Source organism: Streptomyces sp. NPDC006296 (genome assembly GCF_040613235.1).
Classification (GTDB): domain Bacteria; phylum Actinomycetota; class Actinomycetes; order Streptomycetales; family Streptomycetaceae; genus Streptomyces.
Window position 1 is genome coordinate 16804 of the sequence record NZ_JBEXRT010000006.1, and the last position, 26477, is coordinate 43280.

A 26477-nucleotide genomic window follows, 5' to 3' on the forward strand; every position below is an offset into this window, starting at 1 on the left:
GGTTGGACGATCCCTTCGTTGACCTGCGGTTTTCCCGACACCCGTACGTTGGCATGCAGCATGCCGAAGTGCGTAGTCGTTTCCCGGGGATGCCGTCTGCCGTGGGCGAACTGGCAACCACCAGCGAGCGGTCGGCGGGACGGGAATGGACCTGCGACCGCAGTTGTCGTACCTGGGTTGCGGTGAGGGACCGCACGTTGGTGAAGGGGGAGCAGGGGATGGCCGAGGCGAGCAGACACTGGGACGGCGCCGGACTGGAACGAAAGATCCGCGCCGCCGGACGGCCCTGGACCGTGGGCGACATCGCGATGGTCGCCGATGGCCAGTGGGGAGTCGGCGCACAGCCCGACCAGTGGCCGGATGAGGAGATGGTGGAGCGCCGGGTTGCCGAAGGCCGGCGAGTGGAGCTGACGGTGGAGGAGCTGGCCCGCGCGGTGGGCCCCCGGGCCGAAGAGGGCCACCGCGACGAGAATCGGAGCTAAGCCTTCAACGCCGGGGCCCCGTTGTGGGCGCTGACGGCCCTACGACCGCCGCCGGAGAGGACGGTTCGGGCGCGGCCCCGGGGCGTGCCGCGTCTGCCCGGAGCGGGCGACAGCAGCCTGAGCCAGCCGAACCGCCGGTGCCTCAACCTCGGGTGCGGCGGCCTCCCGAGCCTCCACCACGCGCCGGATCGCCTGGAGGTACGCACGGCTCTCCGCGTGGGCGACGCGGAGGCTGACCGCCGTTTCGGTGATCCGGTCGAGTTCGTAGAAGTCAGGCACGTACCCATGCAGGGACAGGGCGTAAAGACGGTTCTGGTGAACGGTTACCGCGCTGTCCGTGATGGCCAGGGCCGCGCGGGTGTGCATGGCGCAGCGCAGGAGCGGGTCCTCGCTGGGCGGCGGACCCCTAGGACCTCAAGAGCTTCGATGGGCTGGCCCCAGGCGTTCTCGATCATGGCCGTGGCCTGGTCGAGCATGGTGGTGGTGGGCATGGTGGAACTCCTGTTGGGCGGGGACGGTCGCGAGTGGAGTGCGGCCTGGGGCGGGAGTCAGCGTCCGCGCCGGGGCGTCGGCGAGCTGGCCGGCAGCCGGGCAGAGGTCGCGGGCGCGGGGTGTCCCGTCCGTTTCTGCGCCGCCCCCGTGGAGCGGCTCTGCGCGGCCATCACCCGGAGGTCGGCTGCTGTGCGTGGTGCCCGCGCGGCACGGTGTACGGCCTGGGTGACCGCGGTGCGGCGTACGTCCAGCGGAGTCGGAGCGCGCAAAACCTGAGCCTCGGCGATCGGCGTGGCCGAAGCGACAGGGGTCATCGTGACAAGGTGTTGCATCCGCCGGTCGACTTGGTGGCGTTCACGGACCACCGGGGTCGACTTCGCCATCACAGCGGCGGTTGCGGCGATCAAGTGGGACGGGGTGCGGGCCGTGAACGTCGCTTCGGCACGAGTGCCCCAGCCCGGCGGGCCAGCCCACAGCTCGACGGTCGTGCGGTCGGAGCCGTAGCCGCGCCGATCGATGAGGATGCCCGCTTGGTCGTCAGGAGCGATGATCTCGACGGTGCCGAGTTCAGCAGCTCCGTCAAGGTTCCAGCCGGCATCGGTCAGCGGCCGGACGGTGTCCCTCCAGGGGACGGTTGGTCCTGTCAAGAAGCGGCCGGGGGTGTCGGAGGCGATGGCTTCGTCGTAGTCCTGGACCAGTGCGGCGGTGAGGCCGGCGACCATCTCGGCCGGGGTGACGTGGTTGCACGTTGCCGTCCAGCGAGGCGCCGAGAAGGCGTCCTCGGCTGCGCTGATCTTCCACAGTTCGAAGTCGTCGCCGAACCAGCCGATCCGAATCCGTTGGTCGGGAGAGGTCACGAGGAGCTGGCAGGGGCCCTCATCGAGGTGCTGATGGGGCCAGTGGGCGACGGGCGCGAAGCCAGCCTCACCGGTCCCGTTGGAACCAGCCAGATACATGGGGCTGACCAGTACCTCTTGGTACCGGGTCGGGTCATCAGGGGCGTACATGGTCGAGTCTCCGGAAGCGAAGGAGGAGAACGGATCCGCGTATGCAGCGGCGGGAGCCGCCGGAGCGCACGCGGATGCCGTAGTGGCGGCGAGTGGCCTCTCGTTCTCACCCCCGTCACCGGCCCCGGCCCGGTACCGACTGAGCGGTCACGGCCGCTGGCACCCGCGGTTCCGGCTGAGGCGCGTGGCTGAACATGACGTTCGACGCGGCGGCGCTCCGTCGTAGGGCCGCCGCGGTCCGGGCGCTGTCGGCTCCCGCCCCCAGCGGAATGCTGACGTGGGTGCGCGTGGCTGCCGCTGCCGGAAGCGGTGCCGCTGTTCCACCTCGCAGCGCGAAGGGCTGGCTCCAGTGCTCGACACTCGCGTAGACGGCCCCCAACGCCTGGCCGGCATCGGTGAGCACGTACAGGTCTCCGTGCCGGGAGCCCGTCCGCGTGACCAGGCCATCGGCCTGAAGCCTGACAAGTCGCTGCCGTGCGAGGCCGTTGTCCAGACCGGCCGCCTCGGCGATGTGAACGAACCGCATCTGGCCGTCAGCCGAATCGAGGGCCTGAATCACGGCAGTTGAGTGCCGAAGATGCAGGCGGCGCAGCGCGTCCTCGACACGCTCGGCTTCGGCTATCGGTTCTTGTGTCAGGTGGGTGCGGGACCAGTCCGAGACCGTGCGGAGGACGGGGGCCAGAGACGTGCCGAGCGCGCTGAGCCGGTACGGCGCACCCCGCCGGTCGTCATCGCGGATCACCAATCCGTCAGCGTGCATCGTGGCCAGCCGTTTGCCGACGAACTGCTCACCGACGAAGGGGAGCTGCGCAGCAACGTCGCGGACGCGCACGGGGCCGTTCACCTGGGCCAGGGTCATCGCGGTCCAGGTGGTCCACTTGGGCCCGATCCGGGCGAGAGCCTCCTCGACCCGCTGGGCGTCGATGGAAGCGATGGAGAAGGTGGGAGGCAGGCCGGGGGTAGCCATGGTGGGGTCCTTATCGGGATGAGGTCAGCGTGAGCGGGGGTCGCGAGGGAGGCCCTGGCGACAGGCACGGCGGCCGGGTCGGAGAGCGCGCCTGACGTGGTCCGCGTGGTGGTGCGGCCGAGGGCGGCGGACACCCGGGAGGTCGTCGCGCGACCATCACGCAGGGCGGCTTCCCCCTGCGCAGTGAGCGAGAGGAGCTGGCCGGGCCGGTACACGTTCTCGGTGATGTCCTGATGCAGTAGCCCGTCGGCGACCAGCCGCTGCACGGTCTGCGGGAAGACCGCCGAGTCCTGCCACTGGGCCTTCTCCCGCGAGATGTACGGGTCCTCGCCGATCGCGTTGCGGCGAAAGCGAACACCTCCGGCCGCAACCGCTTCGAGGGCTACCAGCCCGCGCTCCCCGGCGACGGCCCAGTCGTCGTCCCGGTGGGTCCTCGTCTTCTGGCCCTGCCCGTGGCTCTTGTTGCTCGCGTGTTGAGCAGGCTCGGGCGAGGAAAGAAGCCGGCGGTAGGCGGACAGGGACTCGACGAGCTGGCTGTATGCCCGGTCCTGCTGGGCCAGGCCGTCTCCGAGGTCCGGGAGAGCTGTGCGCAGCAGCGCGTATGAGACCTGGGCTCGGCCGACTTCACCCCGACCAGTGCCTTCGAGCAGCCGCTGAGCGCGCTGGACCGCGTCGAGCACGCTCTCGTGTCGCTCGTCCAGCGCCGCTGCGGCTTCGATGACGCGTGTAGCGGCCTGGTGCAGCGGCTCCTCCGGACCATGTGCGAGGGCGTGCACGCTGACATCCCCGACACCGAGCACTTCGACGACGAGATAAGGCCCAGGGTGTGTGTCTGCGTCGTACGGGTTCACTCCGTCGTCTCCATCCGGGCGAGCAGGGAGCGGACCAGAGCGGGCAGGCTCCCGGGATCGTTGTCGAGCCGAGGGCGGTCGCTCACTTCGCTGAGGAGATCGGCGTCATCGAGCAGGCCGCTGGAGATCTCCATGCAGGCGTCGGTGATCCGGGCGGCGGCGAGCAGCGACTGGGAGAGAACCTCGACGTAGTCGTCCGGCGCGAGGCCGGCGGCCTCGGCTGCGTTGCGGACCGCCTCCAACTCAAGTGCGTTGGAGACGAAGTCGAACTCGTCGTCCCGCTCCGTACCACCGGGCGCGGCGACGATCGGGGCGCGTGGCTCCGTGGGTATGCCCACGCGGGTACAGATTTCATCGACCGAGGAGGTCAGCTCGGCGAACGACTCGGTGAGCCACCCCAGCGCGGAGGCGTAGGAGGCCAGAGCGAACAGGCCCGCCGAACCAGCAGGGCGTGGCTCGATGGCCACGAAGCCCTCGAACCGGTCGTTCAGCTCGGTGATCACGCGGGGCCCAGCGGCCAGCGGACCCAAGACGGGATGCAGGTAAGAGCGGGCGGCGGCCATCGGGTACTCGGCGGCAGGGATGCCGCCGACGTTCTGAGCGGCCTCGGTGAGGAGATCCGCCAGCTCCGAACGGGTGCGCGCAGTACGGTCGTTGGTCATCGCTGGGCAACCTTTCGAGAAGCAGTGGCCGAGGGCGGCGCTGGTGACGGGGCAGCCGCGCGGCCCGTTGTCGGCCGTTCGGTGGTGAGCGTTGAGCGAGACCGTGCGGCCTGCACGCGGGCCTCCGTGGCGGAGTCCGGGCCGACCCCTTGCTGGGGCTCGGTCCGTAGGTGGGCCGCGCGGTAGACCGCGTAGTCCTTCCGGCTGCCAGCCGCCACGAGGTAGATCTCGCGCTTGTGGGTCGAGGTCGGTGGGGCCTGGCGGAACTGGATGACCAGCCGGTAAGAGACCTCCGGGTCGACGTACACCTTGTGGAAGCCGGCGAGGCGGCCCTTCAACGGCAAGCAGTCGTCGCTTCCGTGGACCAGGTTCTGCAGCTCCAGCAAGGCCAAATCCCGTATCTCAGGGGGGAGTTGCCGCAGGTCGGTGATGGCGTCAGGGTGCGCGGCGAAGGCGAAGCGGGCGCGGCTCACAGCAGCCTCCCCTGGACCGCGCGCTGGACCGGTACCGCCGCTGACGCGCGGGGCGCGTCGAGCCCGGTCTGCGGTGTCGGAGAGGTGCCGGCGGACCGGGAAAGGGCGATGCGGGCCCGGACGACAGCACCGTTGTGGTCGCTGTACTCCGGAGGCTCGGGCAGCGGTTCACTGCGCTCGTCCAGCCAGGTCTGGGCGACGCCGACGTCGGGGCAGGCGCCTTCGCGCATCGTGTACGTGCCGGCACCGTGGTTCCACTCCTCGTGGAAGAGGCGAACCGGTGCCTGGGTGGCCTGGGAGTCGTTGACGAGTGTCCACGCCTCGCTGGGGTTGTCGTCAGAGGTGTAGGTGTCGAGGACCTCGCAGCGGGTGCCCGACTTCTGGATCTGCTGTTCCACCTGGAGGGTGAGGTCGTCGGCGGGCTCGATGTAGTCGCCACCGTGCAGTGCGATCCGTTCGAGCGGGCAGCCGCGTTCTGCCAGCCAGTTCTGGGCGAAGGACGCCGTGGCGTGGTGACTCGTCTCGAACGTGAACGTGGACTGCCGCAGATCCCGAGCGACCGCGATCGCAACGAGCTGTGGCTCGCCGGGTATCCCCCAGGTGACCGATCGGTCGTGGGCGAGGACGAAGCTGTGCGAACCGTTGGGCGTGGTGTGGTGCTGGGACAGCACCGTCAAGTCGCCAGCCCAGAGAGCCTCCATCGCCTCCTCGGAGTCTTCGTCGACCGGCGATAGATCGGCGAGGCCGAAGTCGAGAATGTTGTTCACGCCGCCACCCCCGCCTGCTCGGGCGCCGGGGTGGCCAGCACCCGGTGATTGGGGCGAGTCGCGCTGGTCGTGCAGGCCGCGAACGGTCCGTCGGGCGCACGCAGGTGCGCCAGGGTTTGGTCCAGGTGGTCGCGGTGCCACGTCGAGGGGCCGGACAGGCCGGCCTCCGTGTCGGTGAACTGCTGCCAGGCGAGCCAGAGTGCGTGGAGCCGGGCGACGGCCTCGGGGTGTTCGTGCCAGCGCGCGCACCAGGGACGGCTCGTGCTGATCTCCCGGCCGTACACCGGCAGGAAGAGGTAGTTCACCCAGTCGCTGAGGGTAGCGAGTTCGACGGCGTACTCCTTGCCGCCCAGGGCGAGGATGAACACCGAGGCGGGGCCGTCGGGCTTCTTCCCGTCAGCCGCCTCGGCTTCCGGAGCGCCGTCCGGCGGCTGGATGGCGCCGGATTTGGGCTCGGAGCCGAGGCGGTCGAGGATGACGCCGTGCTGCCTGACCTCGGCCATGGTCTTGGCGAGGGTGCTGGCGAGGTCGTCGAGGTCTGCGTCGGGGACGCGGTACGGCTCGGGGCCGGGGGAGGTCGGGCTGGTGTCGGCCATGGGGGTGTGCTCCATCTGTGAGACGGCGACATGCCCGAGAGGATCCGGAGAATCAGCGGTTTGGTCCGGCCGGAAAATCGCGGTAGTGGAGCGCTATCGGTCGGCGCAGCGGGGAAAGGGTGGTGCCAGCAACCGCAACGCGTGCGAAGCCTGTTGTGGGACGACGCCGTTGCCGAGCCCGGTGAGCTGCGCCGGCCGTCCGAGCCCCGGAGTCGCGGTGACCCAGCCGGCGTCGAGGCCCTGCATCCACTCCACGAAGTCCGCGCGGAGCCGACCGGCGCCGTCCGTGGGGGCCGGGGCCGGGCGGGTGAGGCTCTCCCATCGGGTGATGGCGGATCCGTACGCTCCCCATCGCCGGTCCGCGTCCCCGCCTCCGGCGTCTCCTCCGCCCAGAGGGGCAGGACCACCGCCGACAAGGGAGGCCGCCATCCCTTCCCCGCGCGGCGGCCCTGGGTGCCCGTGTCGCTGGCCCTCGGCGTCGGCAACAACGACGCAGCCGCGCTGGGCAGGGTCATGTCGCCATTGCCGTGCCGCTGGTTCGGCGAGCCCTTGATTCCGTCCGACGCCTTCGGGGTCGGCAGCAGCAGCCACTCGACCTCGTCGGCCAGGTTCGGGCCGTGCCCCCCGCTCTTCCGCTTCGATGGATGCTGGCTGCCGCCGTTCTTCCCGATGTTGCTGGTCGGCGTCTTCAGCAGGGTGCCCGGCGGGCCATGCGGCGAGGAAGGTCCGCTCGCGGCGGTGCGGGGCCCCGACGTCGGAGGCGCGAAGCACGAGCCACTTCGCGTCGTACCCGAGGTCGGCCAGGGATCCGAGTACGGCACCGAGTGCCCGCAGAGCAGGCTGACCTGCGGTGTCTCCCAGACACCACGGGCAGGGTTCCACGTCGCCAGGGGAACCGGCGGGGGAGGTGAGGAGGCCGCGCACATTCTCGATCACAACCAGGCAGGGTCGGAGGGCTGCGACCGCACGGGCGACGTGCAGCCAGAGCCCGGAGCGGGTCTGGGCGTTGAGTCCGGCCCGGCGGCCGGCGACCGAGACGTCTTTGACAGGGGAAGCCGGCCGTCAGGACGCACACCCGGGGGACGGTGGACCAGTCGACGGCGGTGATATCGCCCAGGTTCGGGACGCCGGGCCAGTGGCGGGCCAGGATGCGTGAAGCGTTCGGGTCGACCTCGGCATGCCAGGCGAGCGTGCCACCGAGCGCGGACTGCACACCCAGGTCGAGGCCGCCGTACCCCGAGCAGAGAGACCCGATCAACGGGGTGGCGAGGCTCGGGGCCGTGACGCGTAGGTCCGGCGCGGCTGCGGAGATGGGATAGATCAAGACGAGTTCCAGGGGCAGAAGAGGCTGGTGGGGAGGGGGTCTCACGGGTGGCCGCGCGAGGGTGGTCGGGCCGTCGACAGCGTGGGGAGATGGCTGGCCGGGGCTGAGGGGGCAGCGCCTGGGCGGGGCGTGCTGCGGGCGCGGGCGGCCTTCACTCGGTCGGGCGGCGGCTCGGCCGCCGACGGAGCGGATGCCGTGGTCTTCGGAGCCGGACTGCTGTTCGCGGTGGCCCAGCGGGCACGTACCTCGTCGAGCGGACCGAGTTCGTGCAGGGCGTGGTTGATCAGCCGGCCGGGCCCCAGAACCTCGTCCTGGGCCAGGGCCCGGATGGCTCGCGCGGAGGAGGCGGCGGTGCGGGTGACGGAGGAGCGCATCACCCGCTGTCCGAACCAGTCAGCGCTTCCGGGGACCATGCCTTCGCAGACGGCGGTCAGCTGCTCGCTCGACACTGTGCCGTCGGCCAGCAGGCCGCGTCGCTGGGCCTCCCAGAGCAGGGTGATCCGGTCGATGGGTTCGCCCCGGTGGTGCAGCGCGCCCAGGCACCGGTAGAGCTGCCCGTGGGTCGGGTCGGCGAAGTCTCCCGGCCGCAGCCAGGCCACCACCTCGCCCATGGCCCCCGGCTGTTCGGCGAGGACGGCCAGGAGGAACCGCTCGTCCTCGGCGACTTGGCCACTCTGCGCCGGAGGCGGGATGTCCGTGGCGGCAGCGCGCCCAGCGGTGGGTGGGACCGGTCGAGGATCGGTTCCCCAGCGTCGTGCAAGGTCGGTGAGTACGCCGGTCAGGACGTCCGCCGTGCGCAAGGCTCCCTCGACCTCGCCCTGGACGGCGTCGGCCCGAGCCGCCTGGTGGAGACGGATCGCGTGCTGGGCGACGGTGCGGTGAATCGCCCCCTCCAGCACCATGCGGCCGTACACCGGGGCGTGCTCGGTTCGGGGACACGCCTGGATCAGGGTGTGGGCGTACGCCGCGGTCAGCCCGCGCACGTGCTGTCCGGCCTCCTCGACCGCGTCGGTCACCCACGACAGCGGCAACGGACCATCGGCCGAGAGCGCGGGATGCCCGTCGTTGCGCAGCTTGCGGAGGGCGGCGAACAGCGCCTGGTGGACGGGCCGATAGAAGTGGTCCGCAGCGAGCCACTCCAGGTGCGTGAGCTGCTCGGGGTCGAGGAGTGCGGCACCGAGGACCGCCTGCTCGGCACTCATCAGCGGGTTCACCGCCGGCCTCCGGGATCAACGCAGGACGCCTCGTCCTGCCGGACGAGGAGGTTGGCGACTGCCTGGTCGGCAGCGGCCATCGACAGCGCGAAGTCGTCCAGGACGGCGGTGAAGGCCGGATCGGAGGCGGGAACCGAGCCTGCCTCGCCGTCAAGCCACCACCGGCCACCGCGCAGGACGACCGGAGCGTGGGCCAACCGCCCCTGCTGTGGTGTGGGCGCGCTCATGCCGACAGTCCAAGATCGTCCTGGCCGATGCTCTTCGCGAGGGCACGCTCGGTGATGGCCTTCGTGGCGCGAGCGGAAGCCGGGCCGACCACCTTGGCGGAGGGCTCCTTGTACCAGGGCTTGAGGTTGAGCATGGCGACCCGGATGCCGGTGGCCAGCAGCAGAACCTTGCCCTTGGGTAGGGCGCGGATGGCGTCCGGCGGAAGGATCCGCTCCGTGCGCATGCTCACCGAGGTGGACTTGCCGCCCTCGCTGGTCGATACCGAGGTGGTCTGGACGTCGTGGTCGCCGACCTGACGGCTGAGCCGGTCGGCGAAGTCGGCGTCGTCGATGCCAGATCCGATGATCTTGATGGTGGCTGCGGAGTACAGGGCGTCCATACCGGCCTCGCCCCAGCACCGCTGGCCCTGACGGTAGGACTGCAGGATCGTCATCGGGATGACGCCTCGGCTGCCCAGGTGGCTGTAGAGATCAGGGAGGTCCGAGATGCGGCAGACGTTCGCCGCCTCGTCGAGGACGCACAGGGCGGGCGGGTCGAGTCGCCCGCCGGAGCGCTCGGCCACGATCACGGCCGCGCGCATCACGGCGTCGGCCGCTGCCGCGATGATCGCCGACGCGCTGCCGCCGCCGTCCTTGCTCAGCAGGTACAAGGTGTCGCGGGACGTGGCGAAGGCGAACGGCTGGAACTCGGGGAGGTCGTCGTTGGGGGTGACCCAGGCGGCGACGTCCGGATCGAGCAGGCAGCTCGCGTACTGCCTCGCGGTCTCATAGATGCCGTCGCGCGTTTCGGTCGCGCCGGAGACGGTGCCCTGGAGCTGGGCGGCGACGGCATGGTGGCCGGCATCGGTGAGCAGGTCCACCGGGGTGCGGTCGGCCGGCATCGCGAGCCAGGCCAGGACGTCGGTGATCGGCCGCCGGTGGGACGCGGCGGCGAGGAAGAGGGCGCCGAGGGTGTTGCTCGCGGCGGTGGACCAGAAGTCGGAGCCGCTGGACTCGTCCACGCTCGCGGTCACGAGGTGCCCCGCCAACCTCTTAGCCCCGGCGAGATCGCGGGCGTCAGCGAGGATGTCCCACCACATCTCGCGCGGGTGGTGGGCGATCTGCTGCGGATCGAGGGTCCAGATCGTGCCGACCTCGGCACGGGCGTCCACCGTGGTGGTGAAGGCGTCGTTCGCGGCTTTGTTACTGGTGAGCAGGACCGGGCCCGGTGCCGAGAGGATCGCGGGGATCGCCAGCCCGGACGTCTTGCCGGAACGCGGGGCCATGATCGCGACGATCACGTCCTCCCAGGACGCGCGGACCTCCGCACGACCGGGATCGAGGGTGCCGAGCAGGATGCCGCGGTCAGCGGGCAGGACCTCTTTTACTCTCCCGGCCGCCCAGGCTCGGGCGCAGGCTCTTCGCCTTGGCGACGATCTCCTTGTCCAGCAGCGGCGCCAGGTCCGCCTTGCGGGCGAGGCCGGACTTGAACCCGGCACGCCAGCGCATCCACAGCACGGCAGCGGTGACGACCAGGGCAACGGTGAACAGGGCGGGGACGACGCGGGCGCCGACCATCAGCATGCTGGTGCTCAAGGCCGGCCACAGCACCTCCGGGTGTAGCAGCGCTCCCGTGACGCGGAAGGGGGCCCATGTCCCGCTCCCGACGAAGGTGTTGGTGAGATTTCCGGTCAGCCAGGCCAGGGAGCCGAAGGCCATGGCGGCGCCGAGGATGCCGAACAGGAGGTAGAGGAGCGCGTCCGACCCGGTGGTGGTCGAGGGCGCGCTGGTGCGCGAGGAAGGCACGGCGGTTCCTTGGGTGTGCGAGCGGGCAGGGACGGGGCGCGCTCGGCTCTCGTGCAGATCATGGGGATACTCCTGGACGTCTGAGGCGGAACGTTTCAGCGGGATCGGCCTGCAGAACGAGGCGCGGGCGGAGGTGCTGCGGTGGCCGGCGGACTGCCGGTCGACGGCGATGTTCCGGCGCGCGGCGACGAGGCGCGGGCCGCCCGCTGCCGGTCTGAATCGACGCTCCGGGCAGCGGACGGCACAGGAACAGCCTCGGCACCGAGGACATCGTCGAGCAACTCCCGGCTGCGCAAGACGTTGACCATCTGGTGGTGCCGAGGATCCGTGCGCTCTGCGGGACAGGCAGCGAGACCGTCCTCGGCGACTTCCAACTGCTCACGGACGTCCTGGAGCATCCCGTACGCGGCTGCTAGTCGCGTCCACGTCTCGAAAGTCGGATGGTGATGCGGGTCGTCGAAGTCGAGACGGGCGCGAGTCCAGTCGGCGGCAGAGGCGACGAGTTCGGTCAGCTCGGGCAGAGCCCCGACCAGTGCGCCGTTGACCTCCTCGATGATGCCCGCCACCTCATCGGGCGAGGCATCCTCGTGGAGGCGGGAAATCATCCCGCGGACCGAGTAGGGATCGGCGGAAGCGCTGGGCAGGTGCCTGACCTGCAGCGGCTTGTCGGAGCCCGGTGCCGCGCTGGAATGGGCGAGCCGGATGTTGTGCTGCATGGCCGCACCGACGGCCTCGCCGATGCTGGAGTAGTACTCGGGCAAGTCTGCCTCTTCGGGTGAGTGGTCCTTGACGGGGGAGTCGAGCGGGGGCGCGCGACGTACTGGAGGCCGACGGCGGAGAGAGCGGCCGGGGTTACCGTCGGGGGGTTGAGGCGCGCGATGGGTGACCCGTCGCAGAGCAAGGCGCCGGCGCGGAACTGAACGCCGAGGAGACCTTGGCCTGGTTCGCCGCAGGAGAAGTGGCCAGAGCGGCACCACGGTGATAACGGACGGTCCGTGCTGCGGCGTAGCTCGTCGAAGCGGCGCCGACGCGGCGTAGCTCGGCCTCGGAATCGACGAGTTCGGCCTGGGCCGAGCTGACGAACTCCGAGGCGAAGCCGAACCGGTCGGCGAGCGCATACGCGTCGTCGTCCAGGTCGTTGACCTGTTCTCCCGCTGCTTCCAGCGCCTCCCGGACACGCTCCAGCGCACCGTGCTCGGGGTGAAGGAGGTGGTCAACTGCCCGCTGAAGGCTGGCTCCGTCTTCGGCCGCACGGATCTGGTCCGTGATGCTGAGGAGTTCAGCTCCGGCGGCGTAGGGCCCCAGCGCATGCACCGGAGGGCTCATCCGGGCCGTGTCGAGAGACGGCGGAAGGGTGACGTCATAGCGAGCGGCTCGAAGCATCTCGGCCGCATGGCTGGCGATGGCGACCTGGTCGGCGAGCGGAGTGGTGGTGGGCAGGCGATGGCGTCGGCCGTGCCAGTCGTCGATCTGCTTGAAACCAGCGTGACGGAGGAGCTGCGCGGAGAGGTCATCAGTAGCGCCCTTGGCAACGACGCTACCGCTGAACTCGGACGTGATGGTGATCGAGGTAGGCACGGAAGTCTCCTGGGCAGAGAGAGCGAAGGGTTCGTTGGAGGTGGGCCAGTGGGCAGAGCGTCCGGCAAATCCGGGGTTTGGTCCGGCCGAGAATCGCTGGTAGAGGCCGCACGGTGGCGGTCAGCCGGGTGCCCCGCCGCAGCAGGACACCCGGGCGGTCAGAAGAAGGGATTCTCTGTCGGCCGGTCGGCCCCGGTGGCGGCTCGGAGCAGTTCGGTTAGGTCTTCGGGCTCTGACAACCTCTGGTCTATCCACCACCCCGGCGCGGGTCACCGTACGAGCGCTCTCCTTGATCTCCGCCCACTCCGCTTCGCTGGTCGTTTGCACTTTCCTGTTGAATCAGCTTGTTGAAGTTGACCAAGAGGGTTTCTACGCGGTTGAGTTGGAGAGTGCTTCTGGGTCCCCCGAGACGTGGAACGTCTCGGGGCACCCAGGTCTTTGTTGGAGGGATGGGGTCCCGATTCCCGCTCATGAGCCAACCGCACTGGGCAGGTGAAAGGGTCTTGGCAGAGCAGCCTCCGCGGAGCTTGAGGATGTTGCCTCGGTGCTCCCCGGTTACCGGGGCAACAGCCAGGCCAGGATGGCCACCACCACCCCCACAACGGCGGCGACCGTAGCCGTGTACATCCAGCCGGAACGTGGCGCAGGAGCGGACGCGGGCATCGGGGGCGTGCTGGTCTGCGGTGGAGTGTGCCGGTTGACCAGCGCCACGATGACGAAGCCCGAGAACATCAGCGCGGCCAGCCCCCCGATCACACCGAGCGTCACGAGCGGGACGGTCTCAGAGGCGGCCTCGGAAGCCGCGACGATCCATGTGTTCATGCCGACCAGCGTCCCGACGCCCAAGTAAGCGATGTATCGGGAGAGTCAATTACTACCCGTGCAACGCTTATCTCATGAGCAGAGGCCACGGGCGCGTACAACGACAGCTTCTTGAGTCCCTTCGCGCCTTGAACAGCAAGCGCCCCGACGCATGGGTTCAGATGCGGGACCTTGCCGGAGGAGACGCTGCCACCCGATCCGACATGGAGAAAACTCGCCGTGCTCTCCTCGCCCTGGAACGAGAAGACCTGGTCCAGATAGGGCACATCGAGTGGCGGAACTCGGAGGTGATCGTCGCCCGGCTCAACGGGCCGGACAAGGAGATGCCCCTGGGCCCGCCGGAGAACCGGCCCCTCGTCGAGATCGAGGGAGGACTCGCCGCCCTCGCCGAGATCTACAACGACGCCCTCCATGAAGCAGGCTCGCTCGCCTACCTGAAGGTCCACTGGCACCCGGAACCAGTCCTCAAGGTCCCCATTCTCTCTCTGGAGGGACACCGCCGAACCGTCGTCGACTACGACCCCAGGACACGCCTGGCCATCAGGGCCGCCCAACTGGAAGACTGGCTCACCGCCCAACGCCGCGAAAGGCAACGGGGAAAGGCCGAAGCCGCCACTGCCCGACAGGCTCTCCACGCCGCAGGCGAGCGGGTGGAGGACGCGTTCCTGACCGCGCTTCTACGGTTCATCGAGGCCCCCCACGACACCGAGGACCGCGAGCGTCGCGGTCACCAGGTGATGACTCTCCTGAGGCTTATCAACCTCAGCAACTCGGCGAACAGCGACACCTCGCCCGATCCTGGCTGACCGGTCGCCTGCACAGACCAAAGGCCCAAACCGCTCCGCTAGCTGGTTCTCCATTCGGCCGGCGGCGCCGACATTCAGTCTGGCTTCGAGCGGGCCCGGCCGGGCCTCCACACTCTCGGCTGATGTGTTCGAGGAGCCGCCTAGGCATGGTCGGCCAATGCCTGGCTTGCTTCGGTGACGAACCGGTCCCGGATCTCGGCGAGCACGGACTCCATGCGCTGCGCAGTCCGTCCGGGAGCGACGGCTTCACGGGTGGCGCGTTCCAGCGCAAACCTGTGTGTAATGTCGAGGAACGAGCACTCCATCAGGGTGCTTCTTGCCTGCTCTGCGAGACGTTCTCGGTCGTCCGAAGCAGATCCGCGAGCGCGGAAGAACGCTGTGAGAGCAGAGTTGGCTGCTTGAGCGGCGGCCACGTGCTCAGAGGATGCTGTGCGGTTTCTCGTCGGCAGCATCAGGGCCCTTCGCGCCTTGTTGAAACCGTCCCGTCCGCTGCGGGTGTAGACGATGTTCTGGGCCGCTTCGTTGATCTCGCGGGCTATCTCCACGATGTTTGCCGGACCTGCCAGCTCCAGCAGCGCGAAGTGCCGCAGCAGTTCATTCATTTGCTGGCGAGTGGGAGGCAGGTGGTCATCGTGCCGCGTGCCGCCGGGCGTACGACGGATCTCGTCAACGGCAAGGAGGTAGGCGGCCCATATCTCCCGGCGGACATCCCACTGCCGGTGCGCGCGGGCCTCGCGGGACTGGGCCTGGATGCCGTCGAGGGCTGCCTGATAGACGGCCTCGGCGTTTCGTCGTCCAGCTTCGGCGGTGGCATCTGCGGTTGCCTGTGCCGCCTTGACCTGTCGCCATCCGATGACCATGGAGGCGGGTATCGCGAGGAGGGCTGCTGTGCCCGCGACGAGGGCGGCGATGTCGCTGGGGCTCACGGGGTGGTCCCTTCGGTGTCAAGTCGGCTGGCGGTGCCGTGCATGGTTCCTTCTCCTGGATCGGTAACGCTAAGCGGTGTCTGAACCTCCAGCCGTTCCTGGTTCTGACCGACATCTCCAGGCACCTCAGGCTGAAAGGTTGCCAGCACTGGCCGACACTCCTTCGTCGTTTTCACATATGCAGCCACCTACCACCCAGGCAGCAGATCTCAACACGCTGACGTGACAGGGAGACCTTCGGTGACCAGTGCGGTGTAGGCGTTGGTCAGGATCGGGTGACGACAGCGCACCCCCAGGGAACGGCCCTCTCGGTCCCCTCCAGGGGAGGCATCCGGTACTGCTCGGACCAGGCTTTGGACGCGGTCTGCTCCTCGGCGCGCTTCGCCTTGAGTCAGGCAGCCTTGTCCTGCTCGTCGCCTTCGTTCGAGGCACGCCAGCAGTCGGTGCACTCCTGCCTGGCGAGCCATTCGGCGAAGCCGGCGCGGCGGCCGGCCGGGCGGTCGGACAAGTCGCGGTCGGCATCGTGACCGCAGGTGTGGTCGATAGGCCAGATCGTCGTCACGGCCATGGAAGGGCCTCCTATTGGATCAGCGATCGCGGGAGTACGCGATGCGCGGGTCAACCGGTCGGACCGCCGCTGTAGTGACGGCGGAGGCGGGGACCGGCGCCCTGCCCGGGATACCGGCACGGGCCGGGCTGGCGGCGAGCGCGGCGGCGCTCAACGGAGACGCGCGAGCGGGACCACGGCCTCGCTCACGGCCGGCGGCCGGAGTGGCAGCAGAGCGGGGCCGGGCCGTCACCTCTTGAGCGAGGCGGGGCTGCACTGCGACTTGGAGCCCCGAACGGTGCAGGGCCACCGTGGCGTCGGCGACTTTCCCCAGCGCCTCGACGCGATCGGTGGTCGCGGGGAGCGTGTAGATTTCCAGGCGCGAGTTGTGCTGCCAGCCGTCCTCCACCAGCGCGAGCCCGCTGAGGCCGGAGACACGGTCGTCGAGGGCTGCGACGATGCCGAGCTGCGGGTGATCGGCGAAGGCGACGTCTGGTTCGCCAAGCGGGCCGCGGTCGCGTGCCTGTGCCGTGTCGGGCACCAGTGCCGGGTCAAGTGCGGCGTCGACATCGACCTGGTAGCCGGCCTTGCACAGCAGCTCGATGGCCCGGCTCGTACGGCCGTGTCCGTCACGGTTCTGGTCGGCCAGCGCGTACAACGTCGGCTGGTCGGGGACGGGATGGAAGTCGAATCCCCTGAGCATCCAGGTGCTGGCCGCGAGGTTCTTCGGGTTCGCGGCGACGATGCCGTGGACGGGGTGGTGGCCGAAGGCCAGGTCGGGCAGCACGTCGTAGTGGCTGGGCATGGCAGATCCATCCGAGGCGGGTGCGGATACAGGTGCGGGCGGCGGACGGATCAGTTCTGGGGGTGCGGTGCACGGAGGACTCCTGAGGCGCGGTGGTCAGAGCCGGGGAGCGGATGAGGGACGAGCCGACGACGGCGCGGCCCGCGCGGAAGACTCCGTCGGCGGACCAGTCGGGAGCACGCGCTGGCCGATCGACGGTGAAGGGGCGAGAGCGACACTCACCCGGGAGGGAGTGGAGCCGGGCGGGAGCACGGTGGCGGCGCGCTCCTTGCCAGATCGTTCCTGCTCCTGGCGAGGCGGTACGCCAAGCTGGTCCAGGCGGGCGTCGACGGCGGCGAGGAGATCCGGCACGCTGCCTCCGTAGCGCGCATGCGGGCCGTCCGGCTCGGAGTCGTAAACCACCTCGTAGACGGCAGGCTCGACGGACCGGTGGCGGATGACCATCCAGCTTTCCGGCGACTCGGGGTGCTCGGAGGACGGCTCCTGCGGGGGCGAGATGATCAGCGAACCTCCGTCAGGAAGCTCGGCGTGGACGATGTAGTCGCTGAGGCCGTACTCGACGGTGCACTCCAGGCCGCGCTGCCCGAGCGCGGAACAGAGGGCGGCCTGAAGGCGACGCGGATCGGACGCGGCGGTCGGGGGCGGGGTTTTGTGGTGCATGGAGTTCTCCGTTGCGAACGCCCCGCCGCACGGCGATAGCCGCCGGGGCGTGGAGCTTGAAGGAGTGCGGGGTCTATGAGGATCCGGTGATCGGGCAGTTTGGCGCTGCCGTGACTGCGTGCTAGGGATCACCGCGAGCGACCGGGAGCCGGCGGATGCGATGCCGGCGGGACCTGGGGCGAAGCAGGTGACACGGCAGGGGTGTTGTGCGTCGAGCGGGTCAGGGCGACGCGAGCCCGCTCGGTCTGCGCCGGCCGTTCGGTGTCCGCTCGGTGAGCTAGGTATTCGCCGACGCTCACCAACGCCGGTCCCTTAGAACTGAGTTCGTGTGAGTAGTGCCAGCCTTCGGTGTTGCGGTGCTCCTCGGCACGCTCCTTGTAGAGGTGGAGCACGCTCGGCTGCGAACCGTCCATAAGGGCCATGACGCCGTCCCATTCGTGTCGCAGCTCCTGCGCCCGGAGCAGGATGGTGTCGATCCCGCGTATCCGACGGAGGTCGTCACTGATCGGCCCCTCGACGTAGTCGGGGCCGTCGGCGGCGGCGCGGACCCCGGCCAGCACCTCGGGTCCGTGGTCGAGGAACACCTCGGCGTGCTTCCACGCTTCGGCGTCCCGCTTGACCTTGCCGTCCCCGTAGACCTTGTCGTCCAGCGGCCAGCCGTCCGCGTCGCAGAGCGAGTCCGAAACCGCGTCCCAGGCGTCGCACGCCTCGTTGATCCCGGCGGCGGCCGAGGCCAGTGCCGGGAGGTGTCGTCGCCACGCCAAAGGGTCGGTGGCCTGCGACAGCTGGTTGTCACCGGAGGAAGGAGTGGAAGAAGCAGACATGATCGATTCCCGTTGCTGTGCTGGTCGTTGGGCTAGGCGGCCATGCGGGCGTCTGTGTCGAACAGCTCCCGCTCGGCCGGGTGGAGGATGTGCTGGGTGATGAACGAGCGGCCTGCGACCTTCCACAGACCTCGGCCCTTGGTCAGGGCGGACACCGCCTGGGTCTCGACGCCGGTCAGGCCGAGCAGAGAGGCAGCGGCGGCGAGCTGGTCGGGCTCCTGTCGGTAGATGATGCGCGTGCTGCAGTCCGCGAGGAGCCCCTCGGCAAGGACTCGGCCGCGTGAACCGGCGTCGCCCGCCGAGAGCAAGTCACTGAGCCGGTGGATCACCATGAGGTTCGCGATGCCCAGCCCTCGGGAGAGCTTCCACTGGCTCTGCATCCGCTCCAGCAACCCGACGTGCCGCATCAGCCGCCACGCCTCGTCGTAGATCACCCAGCGCCGACCACCATCGGGATCACTGAGGGCTGACTCCATCCACGCGCTCGCGCACGTCATCGCGAGCACCAGTGCCGTGTCGTCACCGGAGCCGCCGAGACGGGAGAGATCGATGGACAGCATCGGTGTGGTCGGGTCGAACGACACGGTGCTCGGCGCGTCGAACATGCCGCTCAAGTCGCCGTGCACGAGCCGTCGCAAGGCATGGGCGAGGTCCTGGGCGGCTGAACCTAGGTGCTCCGCCTGGTGGCCGAGGGCCTGGTCGAGGCGTTCGGGGGAGCCGAGTACGTGCGCGATCTCGCCGAGCAGCGGCACCGTGCCCCGGGCGGCGGCGTCGGCGACGACCAGATCCAGGGCCAGGTCGAGGGCCGTGTGCTCCATCGGCAGCAGGTCGCGCTTCAGCACGGTGCGGGCGAGGCTGGCCAGCAGCAGCAGACGGCGCTTGCGAACCTCCGTGAACCAGTCCTCCTCGCTCACGGAGGCGGGACGGGCCGGGGCGTCCAGCGGGTTCAACCGGCCGGGGAGCCCCGGGCCCAGGGCGATGCTGTAGCCGCCGAGGGCCTGCGAGACGCCGGTCCACTCCCCCTTGGGATCGCAGGGGATGTAGATCCGGTAGCCGTGGGCGATCGACCGGGTGGCGATCGACTTCGCCAGCGCCGACTTGCCCATGCCGATGATCCCGGCCAGGACCGCGTTGGGGTTGGTGAAGCCCTCCACCCTGCCGCTGTTGTAGAGCGAGAACGGGTCGAAGCAGAAGGCCGCCTCCGCGTGCACATCGCGGCCGATGAACACCCCTTCGGCGCCCAGGCCGCCCTCGGCCACGAACGGGTACGCGCCGCTGGCTGTGGCGGTGGTCATCCGGTGGGCGGGCAGGGCGAGCTTGCCGCCGCGGGCGGAGGTCGGACCGGGGCGACCGGCGGGCGGGTAGGTGGGCCGCAGATCCGGGTCGAGGGTTTGCTCGGCGCGGTGCTTGGGCGGGTTTCCGGCGAGGCGTGCCTGGCGGCGGGCTTCGGTGAAACCGGCTCGGGCGGCTCGCTGTTCGGCGCGTGTCGTCTTACGGGGCACGAACAGGGGGGAGGCGCTGGCGCGGGTACGGGGCATGAGCGTTTCTCCAGGTGAGGGGTGGGTCAGCGGCGGACGAGGCCGGTGAACGGTGCGTGCAGGTCGGCCGGGGTGGTGCGTCGCCGGACGAGATGAGCGGTGCGCTGGTGGCGCTGGCAGATGGTCAGTTCCGGTGCTCCCTCCGGAAGGCCGGCCTGGCACGCTTCCGGTGCGGGGATCTCGCCGGAGTCCGGCCGGGGCGCCGCGTGGTAGGCGGCGTGGAGGTGCTCGGCGGCCTGCCAGATGCGGGTGCGGGCGGTACGGAGCTGGTCGCCCTCGATCGCGACGAGTTGCCCGGTGCGACCGGTGTGGGCGTCGAGCAGCCCGTACAGCGAAACGAGGTGGGCGTGCAGGGCGTCCAGCTCGGCCCGGGTGGTGACCAGCGGGCCGCCCGGGATGTTGAGCGCCCGGTGGAAGTCGAGCGCGGCGGTGGCGAAGGGCACGAAGTCCTGCGCGGTCGGGCTGGCGGTGCGGGACATGAGGGTGCTCTTTCGAAGGGAAGGGTCAGGCAGCGAGCGCGAGCGGCAGGGCGGCGGCGGTGAACGCCTCGGCCTGCTGCCAGGTCAGCGGCCGGAGATCGAGCTGGGCGCCGACAGCGGCGGTCTCCACGACGGCGCAGGCGGTGCGCAGCTCGTCCTCGGTGTCGGCCGAGACGGTCAGCAGACCGGTCAGGGCGACGTCGGCGTGCCCGGCGATGAGCTGGCGTTCGCGGGACTTGATGTCCTGGTACTCGATCGAGTCCGCCTCGGAGTCGACCTGGCCGCGCCGGGCCCGTTCGGCGGCGTCGGCGATCACGCTGGACTTTTTGCGCTGCACGTCGCGCAGGGCGGCGTCGAGGTTCTTCGGCTCGTAGGAGAGCGACAGCGTGCGCCGCACCCCGCCGGTGAACAGGAGCTGGTGCAGGAAGCCGGCGCTGGTCTCGGTGCGCGGCCAGTTCTCCACCCAGTAGGTGGCGTGCACGGCGGAGTCGGTGGCGATGTGGTCCGCCTTTTCGACGACCACGACGGGTCCGGCGGCGGCGGGCTCGGCCTCGGGGCGACCGGCCGTGGACCAGCGGTCGAGTGTCGCCAGCGCCTTCGGGTCGTAGGAGGTGCGCACCACGGCGGCGATCTCGCGGGCGGTGAGCCAGCCCGTCGGGGTGAGACCGGCGGTCCGCGCCGCCTGGTCGAACGTGGAGGTGAGCTGGGCGAGGACGCTGAAGGCACCGGTGAGACCGCCGCCGGCCTGGTTGATCAGCCGACGGGCCGCCTTGGTGTCCAGGGACATCGCGACGTACGCCTCGTGCGGGGCGGCTGCGGGACCGGCGCTCTGGATCAGCTCGTTGTAGATCGCGCCGGCCATCGGGGTGTCGGGGCGGCCGTGCTCTTCCCAGTAGCGGCGCAGCGCGTCGCCGGAGTCGGGGATGGTGCGCTCGATCACCTGGATGCGGGCGATCTGCCCGGTACGGGCGAGAGCTGCCAGCGCGCGTCCCCAGCCGCCGACGTTGGCCTGCTGGGTGCCGGGGTCGAGCAGGGCGTAGGCGCGGGAGGAGACCTTGACCACCGCGGTCAGCGTCCCGGTGTGCGGGTTGTGGACGGCGCCGTACTTGCCGTCGGGAGCAGTGGTCACGCGCAGGCTGGCAGCGGTGCCGGGAAGGTGGAGCAGTCCCTCGCGGGTCGGCCGGCGGGAGGGCCGGGTGAGCCAGACGAGCTGGCCTCGCATCCGGCGCAGCGCGTACCGGACGACGATCGGGGCCCAGTCCGCCAGAGCACGGCCTCGGTGGCGGACGAAGACGAGCAGGGCGATCACGGCCCACAGCGGGATGAGCTGGAGGGCGCCGACCACACCGCGGGCGAGGATCACGGCGAGAAGGAGAAGGCCGGTGAGCCCGGCGACGACCAACTGCGGGACGGACAGGCCGAGCAGGACGCCGCGCCTGCTGCGGTGCGGGAACTTCACGGTGGGCGTGGAGGACTGGTGCTTGCCGGACATGGTGGTTCCAGACGGTGGGAGCGGGCGGAGGACGGGGCGCGCGGCGCTCTTCTGGACGTCATGGCGAAACCTTCCTGCTGGTGGGAGGCGGGGGCGGGCCGTGGAGTGCGGCCCGCCCCCGGGGATGTGGGTCAGGAACCCGACGGCGGCTGGGTGGGATACACCCAGTTCGTCGGCGTCGCGGAGCCGGTGGCCGACGGACCGGACCCGGACGCCGGAGTGCCCGAGGCCGAAGGTCCGGGGTCGGCCGGCGGCATGGAGGTCATGTCGCCGCCCGGAGCCGATGCGGCTGCGAGGTGACCGGAGCCGCCCGCAACGCCTTGGGCAGCCGATTCGGACCCTTCCGGTTCGTCCTCACCAGGACGTGTGATCAGCGGCGGGATCCCGGGGCGCTGGATCAGAGCCCGGCCCTTGTCGCCGCTCGCGTCCGGGTCTTCGCCGTACCGGAAGCGGGACTGCTGCTTGGGCGGCCCGGCGTCGATGCCCTCCTTGCTGAGGTTGCCGCCGGAGGGGTTGATGCCGGAGGCGACGCCATCGGTCCCCGCGCCGGGGACCTGGTTCGGACCCTGCGGAGCGGGGGCGCCGGTACCGGCCCGCAGCGCGAGGCTGCCTGCAGTCTTCGCGGCTCCTGCGGCGACCGCCATGCCGGCGACACCGGTGCGGTGCATGTCGTCGTGGCCGCCGCCGTCGCTGGCCCAGTGGACGAACTTGTACGTCGCGTAGGGGCAGAGCAACACCAGGACCATCACGACGATGCCGGCCATCGCGTCGGACAGGGCCGCCATTCCGTCGCTGGCGTCGGTCTTGCCCATGGCGGAGACGCCGATCAGGAAGACCACGGTCATCAACAGCTTGGAGACGATCAGGGTGCCGGTGGCCTCGATCCAGCCGCGCCGCCACCGTTTGGCGACTTCCCAGCCGCCGCCCGCCCCGGCGAACACCGCGAGCGCGACCATGATCAGGACGCCGACCTTGCGGGCCACCATCACGCCCCAGTAGAGGAAGGCACCGATCGCGCACCCGAAGGCCACCAGCGCGGGCACACCCCAGCCGAGGCCGTACATGGCCCCCATCTGATCAACCTTGATCACACGACGGATCGCGTCGTCGATCGAGGTGTTGGCGGCTTTGAAGAGGCCGTCGGACAGTGCGTCCACCACGGTGATGGCGACGGTCGTGAAGGCGATGGCGGAGAAGCTGAAGAGGACTCCGGTCATAGTGCCGAACGCCGCCTTGGCGAGGGCACGTTCGTCTCGGCGCCAGGCCGCGGTCATGAGCTGGATGCAGAAGATGCCGACGGTCAGGGCGAGGCCGATGGGCAGCAGCAGCTCGTAGTTGTCGCGGAACCACCCGGCGTTGAGGTCGATGGCCGTCGTCTTGTTGACGGCCTTGGCGGCAAGGTCGGCCGCGCTGGACGCCAGCTCGCCCGCCGACTTCGCGATCCACGCGCCGAGACCGTCGGTGACGGTGCCGGCGGGGTTGGTGGCGAAGTCGACAGCGCCGCACACCTTGTCCATCAGCGGGAAGTCGCAGACTCCCATGGGTCGTACCTCCGTTCTGGGGCGAGGGTCAGGGCGCGACGGACGGCATGACGCCGACCAGTGCGCAGGGGTGGTTGGGCCGGCACTGGACCGCGAGGGTGGTGGAGCGGCTCTCCGCGCCGCCGGCGGCCGAGCCCTTCCAGCGAATCGACTGCTTGCCGGAGACCGTGACGGCGTAGACGTACGCCTGGGTGATCGCCCCGGGGTCGTCCTGGAGGGCCTGAGTGAAGGCGTGCGGGAAGTGCCCCTCGTTGATCTTGGCAGTGGCGACCTGCTTGTTGGCCGCCATCTCCTTCCACAGCACGGCCGAGGGGACCGCCTGGTCGACGGAGGCCGGGTCGGCGTACTTCGACTCCGTGGTCAGCCAGCCGCGCAGCGCCTTGCGCAGCTCGGGCTGCGAGTACGCACGGGTGTCGTACGACCACAGCGCTGCGGCGGCGGCCTTCCCGTACGTGATCGGGTCGTGGGTTTTCGGCGGAACGGGCAGAGCGCGGGGCCTGGTGTGCGGCCCGGACGGCGCCGCGGTCGACGAGGATGCCGTGGGCGAACTCGGCGGTGGGGAAGCGGTATCGGAGGGGCTTCGGCCCTCGCGGGTGAGGTAGGCGGCCAGGCCGGCGAGGGCGACGAGCACCGCCAGGACAGCAGTGCCGAGCAGCGCCCGGCGGCGCACGCGAGATGCGCCGCCGGGGTGGGTGGAGTGCTGAGCCATCAGTGGACCTGCGTCCCGAGCGTCGAGAAGAACGCCACTACACCGTTGGCCGCACCGAGAAGAAGGGCCGCGCCCGCGCTGACCAGCACGCCCTTCTTCCCGTTCGCCTCGGCCTGGTGACCACCGGAGTGGTGCCCCCAGGCCCACACGCCTGCACTGACGGCGAGGGCTCCGACCACGGCGATGAGTCCGAACAAGTTGATCGAGCCCATCACCTGCTTGAGGACGTTGAGGCCAGGGAGCCCGCCCTCGTTGGGCTTGATTCCGGGGTCGTAGGCGAGCTGTATGACCTGTTCAGCGAGATACATGGGAACTCCAGTACGAATGAGCGCGCGCCAAAGCCCGGTGGGGCGAACCAGCGGTGCGAGGGGAGGTGAGGAGGGGGAGGAGCGCCGGTCAGACGACTCGGCGGGCCGCGAGAATCCGCGATTTCCAGGACGCGACGGTGGTGATCCGTACGACGTCACCGGTGCGCGGGGCGTGGACGATCAGGCCCTGCCCGATCGCCATCCCGACGTGTTCCGGTACGGCGGCTGTCCCCTCGGTGAAGAGGAGGTCGCCCGGCTTGAGGGCATCGACCGAGACGGCCTTGCCGTTCTTGACCTGCGTGTACGTGGTCCGCGTCAGGCTGACCCCGGCGGCCTTGTACGCGCCCTGCATCAGGGAGGAGCAGTCGCAGCGGCCCATCGGGTTTTTGCCGTGGGAGTCGGTGCACGTTCCGCCCCACTGATACGGGGTGCCGAGCTGGCCGAGCGCCCACCGGATCGCCGTCTGTACCTTCGGCGGCGCGGAGGCGGGAATCTTGTACTCCTTCGGCAGTGCACCCGCTGGGATGGTGCCGAAGTCCGTCCCGTCACCGTCCGCCGCACAACCCCCCGCAGAATCGGGAGAGGGGCTGCCGGTGTCGGCAGAGCCGGACGGCGACGGGCTCGGCGATGCGCCGCCGGCCTTCTGCAGCAGGGGCTCGATGGCCTTCTGCAGGGCGGTGGCCAGCGACTCCCATTTGGCGTACGCCTCCGGGAAGCCTGACTTCTGTACCGCCTGGGCGGCCTGGGTGACAGAGAGGGACTGCCAGCCGGAGACCTTCTTGAGCCCCTCGTAGAACTTCGTCGAGGCGTGCACCGGGTCGAGGATCTGGCTGGCCGTACCCCAGCCCATCGACGGCCGCTGCTGGAAGAGACCCAGCGAATCGCGGTCGCCGTAGGTCAGGTTCCGCAGGCCGCTCTCCTGCAGCGCGGTCGCCAGGGCGACGACCTGCCCTCGGGCGGGGATGTTCATCGCGACGCCCGTGGCCTGGATCGTCTTGGCGTTGGGCACCTGGTCGGCAGGCGCGTCCAGCCCCGGCACGGAGACCGAGCCCTTGTCGCCGCCGTCCAGGATGGCCTTCACCTGCTTGGCGACGGCGGAGGCGTCCACACCCTGTGCACCGTCGGTCGAGCACGAAGCCGAGGCGGTCCCGGCCCCGATGCCAAGGATCGGCAGTGCCAGCAGGAGCGGTCCGGTGGCGCACAGACCGACGAGGGCTCCCGTCGTCTTCTTCACGGCCGCCGCCGTTCAGCGCGACGGCGGCGCGGACCGGTCGAGGGAGGTGGGTCGGGGCGCGGGTGTGTCAGGGCATGCTGCATCGCAGCGGCTCCTCGGTGTTCGAAGGAGACGCGGTGCCGACTTCTCGTGCAAAGCCGTCGGCACCGCGCCGATGTGCATCCGCCTCTCGGCGGGCCCAGGTCAGAGGAGTTGGTAGCTCCAGGACGCCGGTTTCAGGTCACGCGCGGCAGCCAGCCGCGCTCGTAATCTCAGGCAGTGCACAGGGGCCTCCTCACGGCGCTCGCGGGCAGATGGGCAACACGCCTCCGACACCGCCCGATAAGACGAGACAGCACGGATAAGCACAGCTCAACGGGGGTGGAGCAGCGCCCCTTCCCGGTGGCACGGCGAGACAGTAGACCGGGATTCCGGCCGCGCCAAACGACTGCCATCCAGGGGCCCGAAGCAGGGAGCCACCTCGTTAGGCGCGGCCGGAATTCGCCGTTAACCTCCGCTGCAACCTCGCACCGGATGCACGCCGTTGAGCGCTGCCCGGAGCAGGTCCAGACTCCGCCGCGCCCGAAAAGAGGCCCCCACGCATGAGCTACACGCTGCACCGAGGCGACGCCCTGACCGTCCTGAAGTCCCTCCCGGACGAGAGCGTCCAGGCGGTGATCACCGATCCGCCGTACAACTCCGGGGGCCGCACCAGCTCCGACCGGACCGGCCGTACCGCACGTGCCAAGTACGTCACGAGCAACTCGGCGCACGACCTCGCCAACTTCCCGGGTGAGAACCGTGACCAGCGCTCCTACCGCTCCTGGCTCACCGAACTGCTCACCGAGGCGTACCGGGCCTCGACCGAGCACGCGGTCGCGATGGTCTTCACCGACTGGCGGCAGGAGCCGACCACCTCCGACGCCCTGCAGATGGCGGGATGGACCTGGAGCGGCACGATTCCGTGGATCAAGCCGTCCAGCCGGCCCCGCAAGGGCGGGCCGAAGCAGGACTCGGAGTTCATCATCTGGGGCGTCAAGGGCTCCCTCGACAACACCCGCGATCTCTACCTGCCGGGGCACTACATCGCCTCCCAGCCCCGCAAGGGCCGGGTTCACATCACCCAGAAGCCGGTCGAGGTCATGCAGCAGCTCGTCCAGGTCTGCCCCGAGGGCGGCACCGTCCTTGACCCGTTCACCGGCAGCGGCTCCACCGGGGTCGCGGCCCTGCGCGAGGGACGCCGCTTCGTGGGCGTCGAGCTGTCCGCGCACTACGCCGACGTCGCGGACGAGCGGCTGCGGGCCGAACTGACGAAGGACGACTTCGAGCTGGCCGGACCGGAGGCATGACCGTGAGAGCGAAGAGAGGCCAGGGCCGGCGGC

Annotated in this window: 29 protein-coding genes and 1 pseudogene; 3 read left to right on the top strand and 27 right to left on the bottom strand. The window is 70.1% G+C overall.

Going from position 1 to position 26477, the window contains the following annotated elements; genetic code table 11:
* Positions 1-2 precede the first annotated feature (2 nt).
* Entirely contained in the window at positions 3-482 is a 480-nt protein-coding gene (locus tag ABZ172_RS06000) for a hypothetical protein (RefSeq protein ID WP_242534163.1), read from the top strand.
* A gap of 548 nt (positions 483-1030) precedes the next feature.
* On the opposite strand, the gene ABZ172_RS06005 is transcribed toward ABZ172_RS06000, so the two are convergent.
* The 15 genes and pseudogenes from ABZ172_RS06005 to ABZ172_RS06075 form a co-directional block, all read right to left on the bottom strand.
* Positions 1031-1981, bottom strand: a complete 951-nt coding sequence (locus ABZ172_RS06005) for a DUF317 domain-containing protein (protein ID WP_129856973.1) — start codon at positions 1979-1981, stop codon at positions 1031-1033.
* A gap of 115 nt (positions 1982-2096) precedes the next feature.
* Entirely contained in the window at positions 2097-2948 is an 852-nt protein-coding gene (locus tag ABZ172_RS06010) for a winged helix-turn-helix transcriptional regulator (protein ID WP_129856974.1), read from the bottom strand.
* 847 nt (positions 2949-3795) lie between these two features.
* The gene (locus tag ABZ172_RS06015; RefSeq protein ID WP_129856975.1) at positions 3796-4461 is read right to left on the bottom strand and encodes a hypothetical protein; all 666 of its coding nucleotides are present in this window, start codon (positions 4459-4461) and stop codon (positions 3796-3798) included.
* Complete coding sequence (locus ABZ172_RS06020) at positions 4458-4934, bottom strand: hypothetical protein (protein WP_129856976.1); 477 nt, start codon at positions 4932-4934, stop codon at positions 4458-4460. The genes ABZ172_RS06015 and ABZ172_RS06020 overlap by 4 nt, the downstream gene beginning before the upstream one ends.
* On the bottom strand, positions 4931-5701 hold the full coding sequence (locus tag ABZ172_RS06025; protein WP_356880657.1) for a glycosyl hydrolase: 771 nt from the start codon (positions 5699-5701) through the stop codon (positions 4931-4933). The genes ABZ172_RS06020 and ABZ172_RS06025 overlap by 4 nt, the downstream gene beginning before the upstream one ends.
* Positions 5698-6297, bottom strand: coding sequence for a DUF4913 domain-containing protein (locus ABZ172_RS06030; protein ID WP_129856978.1), 600 nt, complete (start codon positions 6295-6297; stop codon positions 5698-5700). The genes ABZ172_RS06025 and ABZ172_RS06030 overlap by 4 nt, the downstream gene beginning before the upstream one ends.
* Before the next feature lie 93 nt (positions 6298-6390).
* Positions 6391-7278 carry a DNA cytosine methyltransferase gene (locus ABZ172_RS06035; RefSeq protein WP_356880900.1) on the bottom strand — a complete coding sequence of 296 codons (888 nt, stop codon included), beginning with the start codon at positions 7276-7278 and terminating at the stop codon, positions 6391-6393.
* Positions 7279-7399: 121 nt separating this feature from the next.
* Positions 7400-7666: pseudogene (locus tag ABZ172_RS06040) on the bottom strand (hypothetical protein); the annotation flags it as partial.
* Positions 7663-8835: a DnaB-like helicase N-terminal domain-containing protein gene (locus ABZ172_RS06045; RefSeq protein WP_207231622.1), complete on the bottom strand. Its 1173-nt coding sequence runs from the start codon at positions 8833-8835 to the stop codon at positions 7663-7665. The pseudogene ABZ172_RS06040 and the gene ABZ172_RS06045, both read right to left, overlap by 4 nt.
* Positions 8832-9062, bottom strand: a complete 231-nt coding sequence (locus ABZ172_RS06050) for a hypothetical protein (RefSeq protein ID WP_129856980.1) — start codon at positions 9060-9062, stop codon at positions 8832-8834. The genes ABZ172_RS06045 and ABZ172_RS06050 overlap by 4 nt, the downstream gene beginning before the upstream one ends.
* Entirely contained in the window at positions 9059-10327 is a 1269-nt protein-coding gene (locus ABZ172_RS06055) for a type IV secretory system conjugative DNA transfer family protein (RefSeq protein WP_242534164.1), read from the bottom strand. The genes ABZ172_RS06050 and ABZ172_RS06055 overlap by 4 nt, the downstream gene beginning before the upstream one ends.
* A gap of 79 nt (positions 10328-10406) precedes the next feature.
* Positions 10407-10847, bottom strand: coding sequence for a hypothetical protein (locus ABZ172_RS06060; protein WP_129856982.1), 441 nt, complete (start codon positions 10845-10847; stop codon positions 10407-10409).
* 95 nt (positions 10848-10942) lie between these two features.
* Positions 10943-11608: a hypothetical protein gene (locus ABZ172_RS06065; RefSeq protein ID WP_129856983.1), complete on the bottom strand. Its 666-nt coding sequence runs from the start codon at positions 11606-11608 to the stop codon at positions 10943-10945.
* A 91-nt stretch (positions 11609-11699) separates the two neighbouring features.
* Positions 11700-12425, bottom strand: a complete 726-nt coding sequence (locus ABZ172_RS06070) for a hypothetical protein (RefSeq protein ID WP_129856984.1) — start codon at positions 12423-12425, stop codon at positions 11700-11702.
* A 555-nt stretch (positions 12426-12980) separates the two neighbouring features.
* Positions 12981-13247 carry a hypothetical protein gene (locus ABZ172_RS06075; RefSeq protein ID WP_129856985.1) on the bottom strand — a complete coding sequence of 89 codons (267 nt, stop codon included), beginning with the start codon at positions 13245-13247 and terminating at the stop codon, positions 12981-12983.
* A 128-nt stretch (positions 13248-13375) separates the two neighbouring features.
* On the opposite strand from ABZ172_RS06075, the gene ABZ172_RS06080 reads away from it, so the two are divergent.
* Positions 13376-14053, top strand: a complete 678-nt coding sequence (locus ABZ172_RS06080; protein WP_356880661.1) for a hypothetical protein — start codon at positions 13376-13378, stop codon at positions 14051-14053.
* Positions 14054-14193: 140 nt separating this feature from the next.
* Here ABZ172_RS06080 and ABZ172_RS06085 read toward each other — a convergent pair whose 3' ends face one another.
* From ABZ172_RS06085 to ABZ172_RS06140, 12 genes are all read right to left on the bottom strand, one after another.
* Positions 14194-14979, bottom strand: a complete 786-nt coding sequence (locus ABZ172_RS06085) for a hypothetical protein (protein WP_129856987.1) — start codon at positions 14977-14979, stop codon at positions 14194-14196.
* A 391-nt stretch (positions 14980-15370) separates the two neighbouring features.
* Entirely contained in the window at positions 15371-15547 is a 177-nt protein-coding gene (locus ABZ172_RS06090) for a hypothetical protein (protein WP_165398548.1), read from the bottom strand.
* A gap of 19 nt (positions 15548-15566) precedes the next feature.
* Complete coding sequence (locus ABZ172_RS06095) at positions 15567-16331, bottom strand: hypothetical protein (protein ID WP_129856988.1); 765 nt, start codon at positions 16329-16331, stop codon at positions 15567-15569.
* Between the two features lie 96 nt (positions 16332-16427).
* Positions 16428-16991, bottom strand: a complete 564-nt coding sequence (locus ABZ172_RS06100; protein WP_129856989.1) for a hypothetical protein — start codon at positions 16989-16991, stop codon at positions 16428-16430.
* A gap of 128 nt (positions 16992-17119) precedes the next feature.
* Positions 17120-17815 carry a hypothetical protein gene (locus ABZ172_RS06105; protein WP_165398549.1) on the bottom strand — a complete coding sequence of 232 codons (696 nt, stop codon included), beginning with the start codon at positions 17813-17815 and terminating at the stop codon, positions 17120-17122.
* Positions 17816-17847: 32 nt separating this feature from the next.
* Positions 17848-19353 (bottom strand): ATP-binding protein, encoded by a 1506-nt coding sequence (locus tag ABZ172_RS06110; protein ID WP_207231623.1) that lies wholly within the window; start codon positions 19351-19353, stop codon positions 17848-17850.
* Between the two features lie 26 nt (positions 19354-19379).
* Positions 19380-19832 carry a DUF6238 family protein gene (locus ABZ172_RS06115; protein WP_129856990.1) on the bottom strand — a complete coding sequence of 151 codons (453 nt, stop codon included), beginning with the start codon at positions 19830-19832 and terminating at the stop codon, positions 19380-19382.
* A gap of 25 nt (positions 19833-19857) precedes the next feature.
* Positions 19858-21324 (bottom strand): SCO6880 family protein, encoded by a 1467-nt coding sequence (locus ABZ172_RS06120; protein ID WP_129856991.1) that lies wholly within the window; start codon positions 21322-21324, stop codon positions 19858-19860.
* 131 nt (positions 21325-21455) lie between these two features.
* Entirely contained in the window at positions 21456-22865 is a 1410-nt protein-coding gene (locus ABZ172_RS06125; RefSeq protein WP_129856992.1) for an ATP-binding protein, read from the bottom strand.
* A 28-nt stretch (positions 22866-22893) separates the two neighbouring features.
* The gene (locus ABZ172_RS06130; protein WP_252938962.1) at positions 22894-23574 is read right to left on the bottom strand and encodes a hypothetical protein; all 681 of its coding nucleotides are present in this window, start codon (positions 23572-23574) and stop codon (positions 22894-22896) included.
* Positions 23574-23882 (bottom strand): DUF6112 family protein, encoded by a 309-nt coding sequence (locus ABZ172_RS06135; protein WP_011029048.1) that lies wholly within the window; start codon positions 23880-23882, stop codon positions 23574-23576. The genes ABZ172_RS06130 and ABZ172_RS06135 overlap by 1 nt, the downstream gene beginning before the upstream one ends.
* A gap of 88 nt (positions 23883-23970) precedes the next feature.
* Positions 23971-25116, bottom strand: coding sequence for a C40 family peptidase (locus ABZ172_RS06140; protein ID WP_129856994.1), 1146 nt, complete (start codon positions 25114-25116; stop codon positions 23971-23973).
* A gap of 581 nt (positions 25117-25697) precedes the next feature.
* On the opposite strand from ABZ172_RS06140, the gene ABZ172_RS06145 reads away from it, so the two are divergent.
* Entirely contained in the window at positions 25698-26444 is a 747-nt protein-coding gene (locus tag ABZ172_RS06145) for a site-specific DNA-methyltransferase (protein WP_129856995.1), read from the top strand.
* Positions 26445-26477 lie beyond the last annotated feature (33 nt).

What these genes read in the sequence shown, in the direction of transcription:
- ABZ172_RS06120 (WP_129856991.1), bottom strand. Translation starts at nt 21,324, where the DNA reads ATGTCCGGCAAGCACCAGTCCTCCACGCCCACCGTGAAGTTCCCGCAC.
- ABZ172_RS06125 (WP_129856992.1), bottom strand. Translation starts at nt 22,865, where the DNA reads ATGGGAGTCTGCGACTTCCCGCTGATGGACAAGGTGTGCGGCGCTGTC.
- ABZ172_RS06010 (WP_129856974.1), bottom strand. Translation starts at nt 2,948, where the DNA reads ATGGCTACCCCCGGCCTGCCTCCCACCTTCTCCATCGCTTCCATCGAC.
- ABZ172_RS06075 (WP_129856985.1), bottom strand. Translation starts at nt 13,247, where the DNA reads ATGAACACATGGATCGTCGCGGCTTCCGAGGCCGCCTCTGAGACCGTC.
- ABZ172_RS06050 (WP_129856980.1), bottom strand. Translation starts at nt 9,062, where the DNA reads ATGAGCGCGCCCACACCACAGCAGGGGCGGTTGGCCCACGCTCCGGTC.
- ABZ172_RS06115 (WP_129856990.1), bottom strand. Translation starts at nt 19,832, where the DNA reads ATGTCCCGCACCGCCAGCCCGACCGCGCAGGACTTCGTGCCCTTCGCC.
- ABZ172_RS06030 (WP_129856978.1), bottom strand. Translation starts at nt 6,297, where the DNA reads ATGGCCGACACCAGCCCGACCTCCCCCGGCCCCGAGCCGTACCGCGTC.
- ABZ172_RS06145 (WP_129856995.1), top strand. Translation starts at nt 25,698, where the DNA reads ATGAGCTACACGCTGCACCGAGGCGACGCCCTGACCGTCCTGAAGTCC.
- ABZ172_RS06100 (WP_129856989.1), bottom strand. Translation starts at nt 16,991, where the DNA reads ATGCACCACAAAACCCCGCCCCCGACCGCCGCGTCCGATCCGCGTCGC.
- ABZ172_RS06105 (WP_165398549.1), bottom strand. Translation starts at nt 17,815, where the DNA reads ATGTCTGCTTCTTCCACTCCTTCCTCCGGTGACAACCAGCTGTCGCAG.
- ABZ172_RS06095 (WP_129856988.1), bottom strand. Translation starts at nt 16,331, where the DNA reads ATGCCCAGCCACTACGACGTGCTGCCCGACCTGGCCTTCGGCCACCAC.
- ABZ172_RS06135 (WP_011029048.1), bottom strand. Translation starts at nt 23,882, where the DNA reads ATGTATCTCGCTGAACAGGTCATACAGCTCGCCTACGACCCCGGAATC.
- ABZ172_RS06055 (WP_242534164.1), bottom strand. Translation starts at nt 10,327, where the DNA reads ATGGCCCCGCGTTCCGGCAAGACGTCCGGGCTGGCGATCCCCGCGATC.
- ABZ172_RS06090 (WP_165398548.1), bottom strand. Translation starts at nt 15,547, where the DNA reads ATGGCCGTGACGACGATCTGGCCTATCGACCACACCTGCGGTCACGAT.
- ABZ172_RS06110 (WP_207231623.1), bottom strand. Translation starts at nt 19,353, where the DNA reads ATGCCCCGTACCCGCGCCAGCGCCTCCCCCCTGTTCGTGCCCCGTAAG.
- ABZ172_RS06005 (WP_129856973.1), bottom strand. Translation starts at nt 1,981, where the DNA reads ATGTACGCCCCTGATGACCCGACCCGGTACCAAGAGGTACTGGTCAGC.
- ABZ172_RS06015 (WP_129856975.1), bottom strand. Translation starts at nt 4,461, where the DNA reads ATGACCAACGACCGTACTGCGCGCACCCGTTCGGAGCTGGCGGATCTC.
- ABZ172_RS06130 (WP_252938962.1), bottom strand. Translation starts at nt 23,574, where the DNA reads ATGGCTCAGCACTCCACCCACCCCGGCGGCGCATCTCGCGTGCGCCGC.